Annotated in this window: 11 protein-coding genes; 1 reads left to right on the top strand and 10 read right to left on the bottom strand. The window is 37.3% G+C overall.

The window, feature by feature from the left end; genetic code table 11:
• Positions 1-153: 153 nt before the first annotated feature.
• The 9 genes from BLQ00_RS14160 to BLQ00_RS14120 all read right to left on the bottom strand — a co-directional run bounded on the left by BLQ00_RS14160 (position 154) and on the right by BLQ00_RS14120 (position 14,210).
• Positions 154-1,041, bottom strand: coding sequence for a hypothetical protein (locus BLQ00_RS14160; RefSeq protein WP_093144970.1), 888 nt, complete (start codon positions 1,039-1,041; stop codon positions 154-156).
• 431 nt (positions 1,042-1,472) lie between these two features.
• On the bottom strand, positions 1,473-2,357 hold the full coding sequence (locus tag BLQ00_RS14155; protein WP_093144969.1) for a hypothetical protein: 885 nt from the start codon (positions 2,355-2,357) through the stop codon (positions 1,473-1,475).
• 418 nt (positions 2,358-2,775) lie between these two features.
• Entirely contained in the window at positions 2,776-4,614 is a 1,839-nt protein-coding gene (locus tag BLQ00_RS14150) for a vWA domain-containing protein (protein ID WP_093144968.1), read from the bottom strand.
• Positions 4,615-4,737: 123 nt separating this feature from the next.
• The gene (locus BLQ00_RS14145) at positions 4,738-5,817 is read right to left on the bottom strand and encodes an AMP-binding protein (protein WP_093144967.1); all 1,080 of its coding nucleotides are present in this window, start codon (positions 5,815-5,817) and stop codon (positions 4,738-4,740) included.
• A 12-nt stretch (positions 5,818-5,829) separates the two neighbouring features.
• Positions 5,830-6,780 carry a CPBP family intramembrane glutamic endopeptidase gene (locus BLQ00_RS14140; RefSeq protein ID WP_093144966.1) on the bottom strand — a complete coding sequence of 317 codons (951 nt, stop codon included), beginning with the start codon at positions 6,778-6,780 and terminating at the stop codon, positions 5,830-5,832.
• A 21-nt stretch (positions 6,781-6,801) separates the two neighbouring features.
• Positions 6,802-7,845: an o-succinylbenzoate synthase gene (locus BLQ00_RS14135; protein WP_093144965.1), complete on the bottom strand. Its 1,044-nt coding sequence runs from the start codon at positions 7,843-7,845 to the stop codon at positions 6,802-6,804.
• A gap of 198 nt (positions 7,846-8,043) precedes the next feature.
• Positions 8,044-8,724 carry a metal-dependent hydrolase gene (locus tag BLQ00_RS14130; protein ID WP_093144964.1) on the bottom strand — a complete coding sequence of 227 codons (681 nt, stop codon included), beginning with the start codon at positions 8,722-8,724 and terminating at the stop codon, positions 8,044-8,046.
• 30 nt (positions 8,725-8,754) lie between these two features.
• On the bottom strand, positions 8,755-9,657 hold the full coding sequence (gene menA / locus BLQ00_RS14125; RefSeq protein WP_093144963.1) for a 1,4-dihydroxy-2-naphthoate octaprenyltransferase: 903 nt from the start codon (positions 9,655-9,657) through the stop codon (positions 8,755-8,757).
• 101 nt (positions 9,658-9,758) lie between these two features.
• Complete coding sequence (locus tag BLQ00_RS14120) at positions 9,759-14,210, bottom strand: choice-of-anchor I family protein (protein WP_093144962.1); 4,452 nt, start codon at positions 14,208-14,210, stop codon at positions 9,759-9,761.
• A 208-nt stretch (positions 14,211-14,418) separates the two neighbouring features.
• Between BLQ00_RS14120 and BLQ00_RS14115 the strand changes: the two genes are divergently transcribed.
• A complete protein-coding gene (locus BLQ00_RS14115) occupies positions 14,419-14,790 on the top strand; it encodes a DoxX family protein (protein ID WP_093144961.1) in 372 nt (123 codons plus the stop codon).
• 86 nt (positions 14,791-14,876) lie between these two features.
• Here the strand turns inward: BLQ00_RS14115 and holA are convergent, their stop codons facing one another.
• The gene (gene holA / locus BLQ00_RS14110; RefSeq protein ID WP_093144960.1) at positions 14,877-15,881 is read right to left on the bottom strand and encodes a DNA polymerase III subunit delta; all 1,005 of its coding nucleotides are present in this window, start codon (positions 15,879-15,881) and stop codon (positions 14,877-14,879) included.
• Positions 15,882-15,907 lie beyond the last annotated feature (26 nt).

The following is a 15,907-nucleotide window of genomic DNA, read 5'->3' as shown; positions in this document are numbered from 1 at the left end:
CTTCGGAAAGAATACACTTTCAGAAGAATCTACCATAATTAAAGACATACTATACAGTAAGCCAGCGTCTGGTTTACAAAAAAAAAGGTTTCTGAAACGATAGCTATTTCAGAAACCTTTTAAATGTATTTAAACACTAATTAATAATTCACCTTAGGGTAAGCTAGAGCTTGAAGCACAACGTTGTAAATAGTAGTTTTGTCTTCCATCAATATGTCCTGCACGTCTCCAAGCGGTTGCTAATGCTTTAACACAAGCCACAAATTCTGCGTGGTTTGCTGCATTGGCAGCACAGTCGGCAATTAAGTCAGACATGGTGCTACAAGGCTCCACATATATATTTGGTGCTCCAGAGTCGCAACCATCAATGGTTACCGTAGCTTCTACATTTGAGTTTGGATGCGGATCTACAGCATCGTCACAACCATCGCCATCGGTATCTGTAATACAGCTAATCCCAGTGGTATGGATTTCATAGTTTTTTGGAAAACCACAACCTGAATTGTCATTTACCGCAAAAGTATAGGTTCCTGTATATGGTAATATAAAACCAAATGTTCCTGCATCTCCAAAACAACTAGGATTCGGTATATTATCATCCCAAAACCCTAAATACGTCATATCAGGATTGGTGCTAGGACTAAAAGGGTGAAGACCATCACTAGTTGTAGTGGTTCCGAAAAACAGGATGCTCATCACATCCATTCCTGGAGTAGTCCGTAATAATGAAATATCTACCACATCTCCAGCAGTACCTTCAAAAGAATAATAGTCCCATAATGCGGCATTATTCCAAGTATTTTCATATGCGTACGTTCCTGATACAACATCTTCGCACAACTCTGAAATGTACGTTATGGCCGCTTTACTTTGTACCATAGGCGTAGTTCGCATCATTTCCATTTTTTTGGCAGCATCTTCAATAGAGATATCTGTTGTTGTTTCCACCGTTAGATCGGTAGATTGGTCTTGCGTACAAGACACGAAAATACTTAGTGCAAAACATGCAAAAAGCATCGAAATTTTGGTTCTTAGTTTCATAATTTAAAATGTATTGGTTAATGATTTTAAGATATAAAATACTACAAAACAATCACATACGTATAAACACTTAATCATCTGTACTATTTATCTTACAAACTCTTGCTCTATTACAAATAATTCTGATAAACTGTAAACTTTCAGAAATACTTAAAAATTTTAAAAGCGAGTTTCCATAATGTATCATAACAAAGTATGTCAACCTGAACTTGTTTTAGCTTCTCATTGCAAGTTTTTTGAATATCAATTTGATGTGATTCCGAACTAAATTCGGAATGAAGTAAGAATAATAGTAGCTGACATACAATGGATATAGTAATAAAAGTAAAGCAAAAGGTTTTTTTACATTTTCAAGCAAAAAAAAGGCTCCTGAAACAACTGCAGTTTCAGAAACCTTTTTAATTCATTTAATCACTAATTAATAATTCACCTTATGGCAAGCTAGAACTTGAAGCACAACGTTGTAAATAATAGTTTTGTCTTCCATCAATATGTCCTGCACGTCTCCAAGCGGTTGCTAATGCTTTTACACAAGCCACAAATTCTGCGTGGTTTGCTGCATTAGCGGCACAGTCAGCAATTAAGTCAGACATTGTGCTACAAGGCTCTACATACATATTAGGAGCTCCAGAATCACAACCATCAATAGTTACGGTAGCTTCTTCATTTGAATTTGGATGTGGATCTACTTCATCCTCACAACCATCACCATCAGTATCTATAAAACAGCTAATCCCTGATGTATGAATTTCATAGGTATATGGATCACCACAACCTAAAACATCATACACCACTAAGGTATAGACTCCTGTATTTGGCAATACGTATCCACTTACACCTGGGTCGCTAAAACAGCTTGGATTCGGTATATTATCATCCCAATTGTTCAAATAAGTCATGTCAGGATTGGTGCTTGGACCAAAAGCATCAAGACCATCACTCGTTGTTGTGGTCCCGAAATATAAAGTCATCCCTACATCCATTCCTGGATTAGTTCGTAACACTGAAATATCTACCGCATCACCTGCTGTTCCTTCAAAAGAATAAAACCCCCATAAAGAGGCATCATCATATGAATTTAAACTTGAAGTTCCTGATACAACATCTCCACATAATTCTGAGAGGTACGTAATGGCTGCTTTACTCTGTACCGTAGGTCTAGCTCGTAGCATATCCAGCTTTTTGGCTGCATCTTCAATAGAGATGTCTGTTGTTGTTTCTACCGTTAGATCGGCAGCTTGGTCTTGCGTACAAGACACAAATATACTTAGTGCGAAACACGCAAAAAGCAACGTAATTTTGGTTTTTAGTTTCATAATTTTAAATGTATTGGTTAATAAGATTTAAGATATAAAATACTGCAAAACAACCACATACGTGTAAACACTTAATTATTTGTACTACTTATCTTACAAATTATTGCTCTTTTACAAAAAAATCGGTTAAACTGTAAGTTTCCAGAAAAAGTGAAATTTAAAATAGGTCAACCTGAACTTGTTTCAGGTTCTCATTGCAAGTATTTTTGGTCTCAATTTGATATGATTCTGAACTTAATTCGGAATGACGAAAGAATAATAGTAGCTGACATACTATGCATATAGTAACAAAAAGAGAACAAAAGATATTCCTACATTTTAAGCCTAAAAAAGGTTTCTGAAACAGCTATCGTTTCAAAAACCTTTTTAATTCACAGTGAATCGTCGCTATTTTAATACAATAGTGTAAACAACTTCACTAATTATAGCTTTTTACCAACCGAATGAATTCTGCTCGGTATCCCTCTGTATCTACTCCTTTTCCTGCTTCAGCTAATGCGATAACATCGTTCTTTTTTTGCGTATTGATAAAAACAGAGTTGCGTAATTGCATTCCGAAGAGCGCTACGGAAGCTGCGTATTTAAAATCTTCGGAAGCTTTTTCAAACGAAGTAGAAGTATCTTTTACCGTTTGTTCTATCAGCTTACTTTTCGAGCCTTCAGGATCTTTATATCTAAATTTAACCGTCAGCATTTCATCTGAAGCATTCCCAGTCGTATTTTTAGTGTATTTCAAGTTTGGAATGTCTTTTACATACTCACTTTTTACCCCTACCGGAATAACTTCATACAAAGCCGTAACCGTATGTCCGCTTCCCAATTCGCCAGCATCTTTAGTATCGTCTTTAAAATCTTCGTCATTTAGCAATCTATTTTCATAACCTATTAAACGATACGCTTGTACTCTGGTTGGATTAAATTCTACTTGAATTTTTACATCTTTTGCTATCGTATAAAGCGTACCGAAAAACTCTGTTCCTAACACCTTACGTGCTTCCTGCATGGTATCGATATAGGCATAATTTCCATTTCCCTTATCGGCTAAGGTTTCCATCTTCGAATCTTTATAATTTCCCATTCCGAAGCCCAAACAGGTTAAAAACACCCCGCTTTTGCGTTTTTCAATAATCAAGTCTTCCATAGCTCTATCGCTTGAAGCGCCTACATTAAAATCGCCATCGGTTGCCAAAATGATTCTGTTGTTCCCTCCTTTTATAAAGTTTTCTTGTGCAATTTTATACGCTAATTGAATCCCTTCGCCTCCAGACGTAGAACCTCCAGCACTAAGTTTGTTTACAGCACTTAAAATAGCCTCTTTATTACTTCCTGAAGTAGGTGGCAATACCAATCCGGCAGCACCTGCATACACCACTATAGACACTTTATCTGTTTCGCGCAATTGATCTACCAATACGTGGAGTGCCGATTTTAAAAGTGGTAATTTATTTGGGTTGTTCATCGATCCTGAAACATCTAATAAAAACACTAAGTTTGAAGAAGGTACCTTTTCTGTATTAATAGCTCTCCCTTTCAATCCAATTCGGACGAGTTTCGCTGAATCATTCCAAGGGGATGAAGCTATTTCTGCAGCAATAGAAAATGGATCGTCACCTTTTGGTTGTGGGTAATTGTACGAAAAGTAGTTGATCATTTCTTCAATCTTAACGGCGTCTTTTGGCACTTTCTGACCATTATTTATGAAACGTCTCACATTGCTATATCCTGCCTTATCAACATCGATCGAAAAAGTGGATAGTGGCGCTGTTTCTACGCGCTTGAAAATATTTTCATGAATGCGTCCGTACGATTCATTGTTGGTAGCAACACGATTGGCATTGTTGGAGCTGCTTATATGTACTCCTGAAACACTCCCTTGTAACGCACGAACACTTGCATTGCCTCGAATACGCACACTCTTTTTTCGGTTGTTCTTGCTATATCCTGTAACAACAACCTCCTCTAAAGCTGCTCCTGATTGCATTTCAATGTTCAAAACAGGTTGATTCTTTTTTACTTTTTCCTCGACAGTTTCAAAACCGACATAAGAGAATACCAAAACGTTCCCGAAGGTTGTTTCAATAGCATATCGACCTTCAAAGTCGGTTTGTGTTCCGTTTAGAGTTTCTTTTACAATTACACTAACTCCAGGCAATGGCAGTCCGCTATCATCGGTTACTATTCCTGAAACTCTGACTTGTTGTGCCTGTAATTGCACTGTGAAAAATGTGAAAATAATGAGGTGTAGAACTGTTTTCATAACGTTGTGGTTTTTCTGATTATGATATAAATCTACAATCACTAAACCTGTTATAAAATAGCTTTTGAGGGAACGCATCCTTTTAGTGAGGTAACACGCTTTTAGAAGAAGGAAGGCTTCTTTTTATTTATACTTCTTTAGCACTTCAAGTATATCACCCCTTTTTATTTTCTCTGTTTTTGTGTATGGAAACTTGGAAAGAGTATATATTTTTTTTGGACGTTCGTAGTTTTCTAAAAAGGTAAAAGCTTCAGAATAATTAGGCAATGTTTTCTTTTGGTCTGTTTCTATAATTAAGATAACACGTTGCCCCAATTGTTCGTCTTCTTCCGAAGCAATTATAAACGGTAAGCTTATAAAAGTGTTTAATTTCGCTTCTACTTTTTCAGGGTGTATTTTTACCCCGCCACTATTAATTACATTATCGTAGCGTCCTAACCAAACAAATTCGGTATCCGACTTTAAATCAACAAGATCGTTGGTAATGACAATATCATCAATAATATCTGGCGCATAAATGGCCAAGCATTCACGTCCGTCGGTAGTGAAATTTACATTTGGAAGCGCTGTATAACGATCTGATTTATTAGGTCCATTCAGTCTTTTTACAGCGATATGGCTAATGGTTTCTGTCATTCCATAGGTAGCAAACACCTCTGTTGGAACATCTTTAATCTGTTCTATTAATTCTTCGGAAACTGCGCCGCCACCCACAATCATCTTTTTTACTTTTTTTAAGTCGTCTAACGAATGGTACAATTGATACGGCACCATTGCAACAAAGTCGTAATCATTGTCGTATTGCGTTAACGCATCTTTTACAGGAGCGACTACGTGTAAATTCCAACCTAATGTCATGGCGCGAACCAACATCATTTTACCGCCAATATATTCTGCCGAAAGACATAACAAAGCTGATGTTTTTTCTCCTAAATCAAAATAAGCGCCCGTTGCTTTAGCGCTATTGATCATATTCTTTTTTAGAATTTTTATTTTTTTAGGCTTCCCTGTAGAACCAGAGGTTTTAACCTTTATGCTGTCTTTATTATTTAGCCATTTTTGAATAAACTGTCCGATGCTTACTTCAAAATCTTCCCCTTCCTCCTGAAGCTCCTCAGCAATACGCAACAAGTCTTCTACGGTATCGTACTGAAGCCCATTAAGCGTAAAAGAGGGATGGAGAAATTGTGGGGATGTTTCCAAAATATCTATGTATTAAATCGTTTCTTGAATTGTTTCTACTGGAGGCGTTACCTTTCCGAAGAGCTTATTGCCCCAACCATTCCATTTGTATTTAAATGCCATAATAGCAATAAATATAGGATATAAAATCAACACCGGCCCTAAAACATCAAAACCTGCCGAAGGTTCCGATATATCTTTAAAGATTGAATTGGTCTGAAATACCGTCCAATCTGCAGTTACCAATAAGGCTCCGACCAAATTATTCCCTGCATGAAAACCTAAAGCAAGCTCCATTCCTTCATCCATAAGGGTGATAATTCCTAAAAACAAACCTGTTCCTATGTAATATACCATAATGATATTACCCATTTTTTCTACTTCTGGATTGAAAAAATGCAAGCCTCCAAACACCAGTGATGTTACCAATAAGGGCAACCATTTATTGCGCACCATTACCCCCAAACCTTGCATGATATAGCCTCTAAAAAGGTACTCTTCAAAACTCGTTTGCAACGGAATCATTACAATTGCAATTACAGCCAATATCAAGAACGGAACTTCTTCAAATTGTAATTCATAATCTTGCGGATTGCTATAATAATCTAGCAAAGTAAAAAAGGTTGTGGTGATAGCAATCAATCCGAAGCCAAAAAAGAAACGGTTCCAGTCTATTTTTTTACGTGTGGTAGTCGCAGCAACAATGGTCTGATTGTGAAGGTATTTTACACAGAAAAAAACACCCGCTAAACCAATTGCAAAACTCAATAACATTAAAAACAAGGTTAGATTTGAATCTAAAACCGTCATTAATGCGTTGGTATCTGCCAAAGATTCTAAACTTCCTCCTTCATTAATAATTTTCATTGCGGCAGCTCCAATAAAGGGTAAAGACCCAAATTGTGAGGCTGTAAAAATGATTAATACTCCAACTAAATAACGCCACCAATCGTGCTTATACTTAAATGCTTGTGCTATAAACATAGAATTCTGTCTCTTTTAATTTTATAATTTTAATGTAGAAAGTTCCCACATTTTGTCTGTATTATAGAGTATTGCGCCTTGCGATACTTCTAATGGAGAAGGAATATTGTTGGTGTACAAACTCCCTGTTCCTAAACCTTGTGGCAATTTACTGTTTTTTGTGAATGTATATTGCGAAATCGCATTTAATCCTATATTACTTTCTAGAGCCGAAGTAATCCACCATCCAATATTTTTTTGAGCTGCCAAATCAATCCAAGAGTCACTTCCCTGAATACCACCGATTAAGCTAGGTTTTAAAATAATGTATTGTGGTTGTATCGTTTTGAGTAATTTTTCTTTTTCTTCGGAAGAAAAGACACCAATAAGTTCTTCGTCTAAGGCAATTGGCAACGGAGTTTTATCACACAGTCGCGCCATTTCTTGCCATTGTCCTTGTTTAATGGGTTGCTCTATGGAATGTAATTCTAATTCTGAAAGTATTTTGAGTTTATCGAGTGCTTCGGAAGGTGAAAAAGCTCCGTTAGCATCGACGCGGAGTTCTATTTCTGAAGCTGAGAACTCTTTCCGAATGTTTTGTAATAATTGTATTTCTGAAGCAAAATCGATCGCGCCAATTTTCAGTTTAATACAACTGAAGCCTTGCGCTAGTTTTTCAGTGATTTGTTGCTTCATAAAAGTCGTATCGCCCATCCAAACCAAGCCGTTAATTGGGATTTGTTTCGCTCCTGTAGTAAATTCCGAAGGGAATAATACAAAAGGATTGCTAGCTTCAAACGATGCGAACGCCATTTCGACCCCAAACTGTATGGAAGGAAACTCAGTTAACTGTGCATACAGTGCGTGTTTTCCCAACTCAATATTCGCACACACCCATTGCAATTTCGCTTCAAAGTCGGGACGATCGTCAATGCTCAATCCGCGTAATATTCCACACTCCCCAATACCCCATGTTTCACCTTCTTGAAGTTTCAGAAACCAAGTCTCTTTGGTTTTTAAAACCCCGCGTGAAGTTCCGCTAGGTCTTTTAAAATTGAGGATGTATTTGTGGTAGGTTGCTTTCAAATTGGATTGTTGGATTATTCGAATGATCGATTGTTCGATTCTTAGATTTTTGGATTATTTTAGGGTTGATTTAAATTTGGACGTCATTTTTACTATTGTGTCTAACGATGTTAGACTTTGTTTTAAAACTTTTTTATTTGTTATTGATATCTAACAGTCTAAAATTCTAATTGTCTAACAATCCAACAGTCTAATAGTCTATAATTCTACACTTCCGCCAATATCAAGCAACATTAGGTCTTTACCTGCATCGTAGAATTTTTTCTTGGCTTCGTCGTGGTCTATTTCAATATATCCAAATGTATCGTAATGCACACCTAATACTTTTTCGCATTCCACAAAATTGCTTGCCAAAATAGCATCATCAACACCCATAGTAAAGTTGTCTCCAATAGGTAAAATGGCCAAATCTAATTTTGTAAACAACGGAATCAGTTTCATATCCATTGTTAGAGCTGTATCCCCAGCAATGTAGATGTTTTTGTGTTCTCCTTCAATCACGAAACCTCCTGGTTGTCCGCCATAGCTCCCATCGGGAAATGAGCTGGTATGAATCGCATTTACATATTTCACCTTTCCAAAGTCGAATTGCCAGCTTCCACCATGATTCATAGGATGTACTGTACATCCCTTTGCTTCGTAATGATTTGTAATCTCAAAATTACTTACAATCGTTGCGCCTGTATTTTTAGCAATTGCCTCCACATCTAAGGTATGATCTTGGTGTGCGTGGGTCACTAAAATGTAATCGGCTTTTAGATCGTTGATATTAATTAAATCTTTCGATAAAGGATTCCCCGAAATAAAAGGATCTACTAAAATGTGTTTTCCTGCAATTTTAAGAGAAAGACTGTTCTGACCGTAAAATGTAATTTTCATAAGACGTCTAATTTTTTAAAAGGATTCAACTTAAATCAAAGTGGTTCCAAAAAACAATACTGCATACAAAAAGGTGCTTAGCGCAACTTTCTTCAGTTCTGGATCCAGCTCTTTTGGAACTTCATTTTTATACACTTTCAATATATTCAAAAATAACGGAATAAAAGCCACTAAAGGCGCGTACTGAATTGCGGTACTTTCCGTAGCATAAAAATAAAAGAGGGCGGCTACAAAAGCCCCTAGAATTAAAAAGGTATGATAGTGTTTTACGTTCGGTACACCTAATACAACTGCCAATGTGTTTTTATTCACCTTTGCATCTGCCAACCGATCTCGCATGTTGTTTAAATTAAGAACTGCAGCGCTTAAAAAACCAATGGTAATTGCCGGAAGCAGAATAAAATGATTGAGCTGCTGTGTAAACAAAAAGTAACTTCCCATAACACCAACCAGACCAAAAAACAGAAATACAAATACGTCGCCAAGTGCTTTGTAGCCATAGGCCGATTCGCCAACGGTATATTTAACCGCTGCAATTACGGCTGCGATCCCGAGGTTAAAAAACAATACTGAAAGAAGCATGTTATTACTTCCAAAGGCTGTAAACACCAATAGACTTACTAATAAGAGTGTAATGGCTGCGGTAATAATCATTCCGCGTTTTAGTTGCTTTGCGGTTAACAAACCACTTTGAAAGGCACGTGCGGGTCCTACTCTATCGTTATTATCGGTTCCTTTCATACCATCGCCATAATCATTCGCGAAGTTTGACAAAATTTGAAAACCCAACGTCGTTGCCAATGCAAGGAAGAAAATGGCTTTTGAAAATTGTCCCACTTGCATCGCTGCGGCGGCACCGGTAACAATTCCTGAAATAGATAAGGGAAGGGTTCTAAGACGTGCTGCAGACACCCAAACTTTAATTTTTGACATTCAATTGTATTTGAAGTCGCAAAAATACACCTAAAATAAAAAACCGTATTGTTTCCAATACGGTTTTTCGAATTAACTTAAATAAAACAATCTGAACAAATCTATTTTACAATCAATTTTTGTGAAACTCCTTGGTCATTTTGTACGATATAAGTTCCTGCTACCAACCCTGAAAGGTTCATAGAAGCAACGTTTGTTTCCGTTTTAATGGTTCTTCCTAAAATATCAAACAATGTGTAGTTTCCTGGTTTACTGAAGAACACGGTCGTTTCAGCAGGATTTGGATACACATTGAATTCAGTTTCCGAAGTTGTAGAAAATTCATCTACAGACAATACATTATCTAATGTGTAAATACTTAATGTCGCACTTACTTCATTTGAAAGAATGACCATCGCTTTTCCTGTCGGACTTTCATCTACAGATACATATGCTACACCTTCTGGTCCTAAATCACCACCTTCTGATCCACCAGGAATTGCATCACGACTGTTTACATATTGCAAGAATACTGGGTTTGCAGGATCTGTAACATTGTAAATCATCATTCCACCAACACGCTCTAACAAGATAAACGCATACGATTGGTCACCGATTTGCTGTACCATTACCCCTTCTGGTTCTGGACCTTTATTATCACTTCTATTCTTTGGATTGTTGTTACTGTTACTTGCGTTAAAAATTCCGCCAAACTCAGCATCTGCAGCAGTAATCACTTCAAAATCGTTTCCACTATCATAAACCAATGCACCTGAAACTGCTTCAAAAATACTGAAAGAGCGTCCTCCAAATACATGAATTTCTTCGTATAAGCCATCTCCATCAGCATCACCAGATGCAGCTGTTATGTTTATAGCTCCCAAGTTATTCCCTAACGATAAAATATCGATCTCTGAAAATACTGCTGGATCTAAAACATAATCAGCATCACCCAAGTTGCGTTCTTCTGCATATCCATTGTAATCTCTTGCGTCTCCTTCGTTTGCTGTAACTAAATAAGAAACGCCGCCCACAGAATAATGTGCAATTGCATCTGGCATATATACTCCTTTTATTGGCCAAGAAGCATTGAAAATGAAGTCTGTTTCGTCTGATGTATCTAAAGAGTTCTGCGGAAGACTATGATCTTTCAAACCAAATGATTTGATTTCAGTAATGGTTAACGATGTTAAATCTACTGTAGCATAGGCATTATTTTCTTGAAGTGAAACATACGCAAACATAGAATCGTCTGAAACTGCAACATATTCAGGTTCCATATCCTGAGAAACCGAAGCTCCTGGTCCAAATACACGAACTCCTGCAGCTACTAATGCCGCTTGTTGTGCATCAAAAGCATTAAAGTTTAAAGTTGTTACACTTGCCTGTGAAATACTAGACAATCCGCCAGAAACATCAATTACAGAAATTGTTCCTTCAGGATCGATGGTATAATCATTGCTTGGCTGACCTTCATTTGCAACCACTACTTTAGTACCATCGGGTGTAAATGTAAGCATGTCAGGTAGTGATCCAACCTCAACAGCTAAGGCATTGTTTCCATCAGTGTCTGCAAACAGTACAAAACCATTGTCTAGTGCGTTTGGTGCTGCTACTGCAACTGCTACAATCCCGTCTTTTACAGCAACACTTTGTACGCCACTTCCGTAGGCAGTAATATCTACTGTAGCTAACGATGTAATATTATTAGGGTCTGAAAAATCTAATACTTCAATAGACGTTGCATTGGTAACATATAAACGTTGTGTAGCCGAATCGTACGCAGTAATTTCTGCAGTTCCTGAAGGATCTACTAAATAACTTGTAAGATAATTAGCATCTAAAACTGAAGCATCACCTGCTGGAACAACAGTATCATCATCTAAAATATAAACAGAGAACATGTCTTTTCCACCTATTTCGATGTCTGTTCCGTTTCCTAATCCTAACACAAAGAACAAATCACTTTCATCGTCTGTATTATTTATAATCGGAATATTGATTGTTTGACTTGTAGCACTTCCTGCTGAAAATGTAAGTGTTTCAGTGGCTGCAAGTGTAAAGTGTGTACCTTCAACAGCAGTTCCGCCAGAAAGAATACTTACCTCCACGGTACCTTCTACTAATGGAGCTTCAGAAACTTCTACTGTCACAACAAGACTTCCACCATCTTCAGAAACAGAAACATACGTACTTTCAAATTCAACATACACAGGAACAGCAACAGTTGCACCATTTCCTGGAGAAGCAATATTTGGAACATCAGAAGCATCGCCTCCTAAAGCAAGTGTTTCAACCGCTCCATTGGTATTTCCAACCACACTAAATGCCGCTAATTCTACATCGTATGATTGTCCGTCATTTGCAGCAGTATCTGGATACGAAGCAGAATCGATTGGTGACGTTGCTAATGGATCTCCTAACCAAAGTGTTACTACATCACCTCCAGCACCTAAACCAGCACCATCAGCATATCCTATATTTATTCCTGTAAGGTCGATAACTGGATTCCATACATCTGTAAACGTTGTAACATCTGCAACATCTCCTGAAATCAATACAATTGCAGTAGCACCTGGCTGAATTTCAGTAAGTCCTTGTACAAGTACTGCATCTGCGCCAGAAGCCGACTCATCGTCATAATAAAAATCTGCATCTACACCTGAAACCCAAGCAGTAGTACCGTTGTTTTTAATTTCAAACCAATCTACTGTTAGATCTGTTCCTGCTTGTCCTGAAAAAATTTCAGAAATCATCAACCCTGTAGAAGGTGCAATTGCCAATCCATTTCCTGGAGAACCAATATTTGGAACATCTGCTCCTGCGCCACCCATAGCTAATGTAGCAACAGCTCCATTTGCATTACCAACTACACTAAAAGCAACTAAGTCGTTGTCGTATGATTGTCCGTCGTTTGCAGCTGTATCTGGATATGAAACAGAATCGATTGGAGAAGTTGTTGTTGGATCTCCCATCCATAACACAACAGTATCACCTCCAGCACCTAAACCAGCACCGTCGGTATATCCAATTTGCACTCCTGTAAGATCAATTACTGGACTCCAAACAGTAGTAAACGTTGTAATATCTGCAACATCTCCTGTAATCAACACAATTGCAGTAGCACCTGGTTGAATATCCGTAAGTCCTAAAATAAGGTCTGCAGCAGCAGGATCTGCTGATTCGTCATCATAATATAAATCGGCATCTACACCAGACACCCATGCAACAGTTCCATTGTTTTTAATTTCGAACCAATCTGCTGTTAAATCTGCTCCTTCTTGTCCTGAAAAAATTTCAGTAATCGTTAAATCAGATTCTAAAGGAGCTGGAGTTCCATTTCCTGGAGAAGCTATATTAGGAACATCTGCTCCTGCGCCACCCATAGCAACTGTAGCTACTGCATTATTTGCATTTCCTACAACACTAAAGGCACTTAAGTCATTATCATATGATTGTCCGTCGTTTGCAGCTGTATCTGGATACGAAGCAGAATCGATTGGTGAAGTTGTTAAAGGATCTCCCATCCATAATGTAACTGTATCTCCTCCAGCTCCTAAACCAGCACCATCACTATAACCAACTTCCACACCTGTTAAGTCAATTACAGGACTCCAAACATCCATAAAAGTTGTAATATCGTTTGTATTTCCAGTAACCAATACAATGGCAGTAGCACCTGGAAGAATTTGAGTGATTCCTTGAATAAGGTCTGCCGCAGTGGGATCTGCAGAATCATCATCGTAGTACAAATCAGCATCTACTCCAGAGGTCCAAGCAGCAGTTCCGTTGTTTTTAATTTCGAACCAATCTGCTGTTAAATCTGCTCCTTCTTGCCCTGAAAAGATTTCAGTAATTACCAAATCAGAAGTACCTGCAACTGCTGGTTCTCCTTCAAAAAGAATATTGTCTAAGTACATGGTCTCAGAGCTTGAATTTGTTCTTGCTTCTACTACAAGTTGTGCCATAATTCCGCCAGGAACAATAACATTTCCTGTAATCCATGCACCTTCAATAGAAAGATCATTAATATCAGAACCCTCTGTATTCAAAATATCAATTTCAATTCCGTTTGTTATATCACGAACATAAATACGAAATCTATCAGAGTTACTTTCATTAACAGTACCATCTCCTTCATATCCTGTCGTATTAATAAAATAATCTACTGAAACAGTTGTGTTGGTATAATTTGTAAAATCTACAACATCAAATTCAACAATCATATTACCATCTACATCCGATAATTGATATCCTTGTAATCCGTCTGAATATGCTGTTACATCTCCTGTAAAATCTGAAACACCTACAAAATCCCCATCTGTAAGACCTACATCAGGTGTTGTATAAGGTACATAAGAAGCATCAAATCCAATTTCGCCTCCTGTTGAAGTAAAATCTACTGGAGATTCTGTTGCATTATTAAGTAAATCATGCGCAATAGCAGCATCTCCTGTATCAACATATTGACCTCCTGGAGCTGGCTCCTCAAAGCTTGTTGAAGCTACAGTCTCAACTTGTGAAAACGCAGCGGCACTGAAAAGTAAGGCTGCAAAAAAAGTAATTTTCCTCATGGGTAGTTATATTATTTTTTAAAATTTAGGCTAAATTAGAGTCAAGATGAACCCTTAACCTTACCTGTATATTAATTTTGCATAAACTATCCCTTTAGTTTTACAGTAAAAAGTGGCTTATTATTAAATTTCCGTAAACTAAAAGTTAAAAATTATCGACATACTACATTCTTTCTATATTTTAGTCCCATAAACCAAAACTAAATCTATGACCTCAACCTATCACATCGGAATCCTACTCCTACGTTTATGCTTTAGCGGTATGATGCTAACACACGGAATTCCGAAACTTATGAACCTTGTACAAGGGAATTTAGGCTTTCCAGATCCTTTTGGAATTGGAAGTACAACCACTTTGATTTTAACTGTAATTTGTGAAGTAATTTGCCCGTTACTAATTATTATTGGCTACAGAACACGACTGTCTGCCATTCCAACCATTATTACGATGGGAGTTGCTGCATTTGTAATTCACGGAGGAGATCCACTTGCCAAGAAAGAACTAGCCTTGTTGTATTTGTTTGCTTTTGTTACAATCGCATTAACAGGTGCTGGGAAACATTCAGTAGACAGAAGATAAGTACACACCTTATTATACTATAAAAAAACGCTTTTGTTATTTCCACTACGGAAAAACAAAAGCGTTTTTTTTTTAAACTATTTACCTTAGTTAAAAATCGCGACCAGTAGCTCTTTTAGAAGATCACCTTGCGAAATGTTTGCGACGCCCACTCCTTTACTTTTCATGTCAATATCTCGTATGGAAGCAATGACCGCACTAACCTTTTTCATAGGATAATTCCTTGCAGCTACTTGGTAATCTTTAATAAAATATGGACTTACGCCTAATGCTCTTGCAGCTTCGCCTTTATTTGATAAGGCGTGGTATTTTAAAAGTTTTGAAAAGAAACTATACAACAGCGCCACTGTCATAACCATTGGATTACTCTTAGGGTTTTGCGCAAAATACTGCACAATGGCAAACGCTTTCTTTATGTTTTTTTCTCCAATAGCATTCTGAAGCTCAAAATTGTTGAAGTCTTTACTGATTCCTATATTTTCTTCAATTATATGCGGTGTAATTTGTTCACCTGGTTTTAAAATGAGTTGTAATTTTTCTAACTCATTGTTTATTTTTCCGAGGTCATTCCCTAAAAACTCCACTAACATTTGAGCTGCTTTTGGAGTAATAGTATATCCTCGACCTGCTAATACACGACGAATCCAATCGGGCACCTGATTTTCATACAGCTTCTTACTTTCAAAAAGAACGCCTTTTTTGGCGATTGTTTTTGACAATTTTTTACGCTTATCGAGTGTTTTGTATTTATAACAAAAAACCAACACTGTAGTAGGCTGCGGATTGTCAACATACGGCACTAAGTTTTCAATGGTTCGAGAAAGGTCTTGTGCTTCTTTTACTATAATAACTTGTCGTTCGGCCATCATGGGATAGCGTTTTGCATGACTCATAATATCGTCTATGCTTACATCACGACCGTACAACACCATTTGATTAAATCCTTTTTCTTCTTCGGAAAGGACCGATTTCTCGATAAAGTCTGAAATAGCATCAATATAATACGCCTCTTCGCCCATTAAAAAGTACACAGGCTGAATGTTGCCTTGCTTAATACTCGTTACTATTTCTTTGGCTTTGTCTAAAGGCATGTTAGGTGATTATGTCTGTTCGCGCG

Origin of the sequence: Ulvibacter litoralis, assembly GCF_900102055.1 — a bacterium.
Taxonomy (GTDB): domain Bacteria; phylum Bacteroidota; class Bacteroidia; order Flavobacteriales; family Flavobacteriaceae; genus Ulvibacter; species Ulvibacter litoralis.
Note: the sequence above shows the minus strand (reverse complement) of the source record. Positions and strands in the feature narration are given on the sequence as shown.

Coding starts and splice junctions, on each gene's coding strand:
- BLQ00_RS14160 (WP_093144970.1), bottom strand. CDS start 1,041: ATGAAACTAAGAACCAAAATTTCGATGCTTTTTGCATGTTTTGCACTA.
- BLQ00_RS14155 (WP_093144969.1), bottom strand. CDS start 2,357: ATGAAACTAAAAACCAAAATTACGTTGCTTTTTGCGTGTTTCGCACTA.
- BLQ00_RS14150 (WP_093144968.1), bottom strand. CDS start 4,614: ATGAAAACAGTTCTACACCTCATTATTTTCACATTTTTCACAGTGCAA.
- BLQ00_RS14140 (WP_093144966.1), bottom strand. CDS start 6,780: ATGTTTATAGCACAAGCATTTAAGTATAAGCACGATTGGTGGCGTTAT.
- BLQ00_RS14130 (WP_093144964.1), bottom strand. CDS start 8,724: ATGAAAATTACATTTTACGGTCAGAACAGTCTTTCTCTTAAAATTGCA.
- menA (WP_093144963.1), bottom strand. CDS start 9,657: ATGTCAAAAATTAAAGTTTGGGTGTCTGCAGCACGTCTTAGAACCCTT.
- BLQ00_RS14120 (WP_093144962.1), bottom strand. CDS start 14,210: ATGAGGAAAATTACTTTTTTTGCAGCCTTACTTTTCAGTGCCGCTGCG.
- BLQ00_RS14115 (WP_093144961.1), top strand. CDS start 14,419: ATGACCTCAACCTATCACATCGGAATCCTACTCCTACGTTTATGCTTT.
- holA (WP_093144960.1), bottom strand. CDS start 15,881: ATGCCTTTAGACAAAGCCAAAGAAATAGTAACGAGTATTAAGCAAGGC.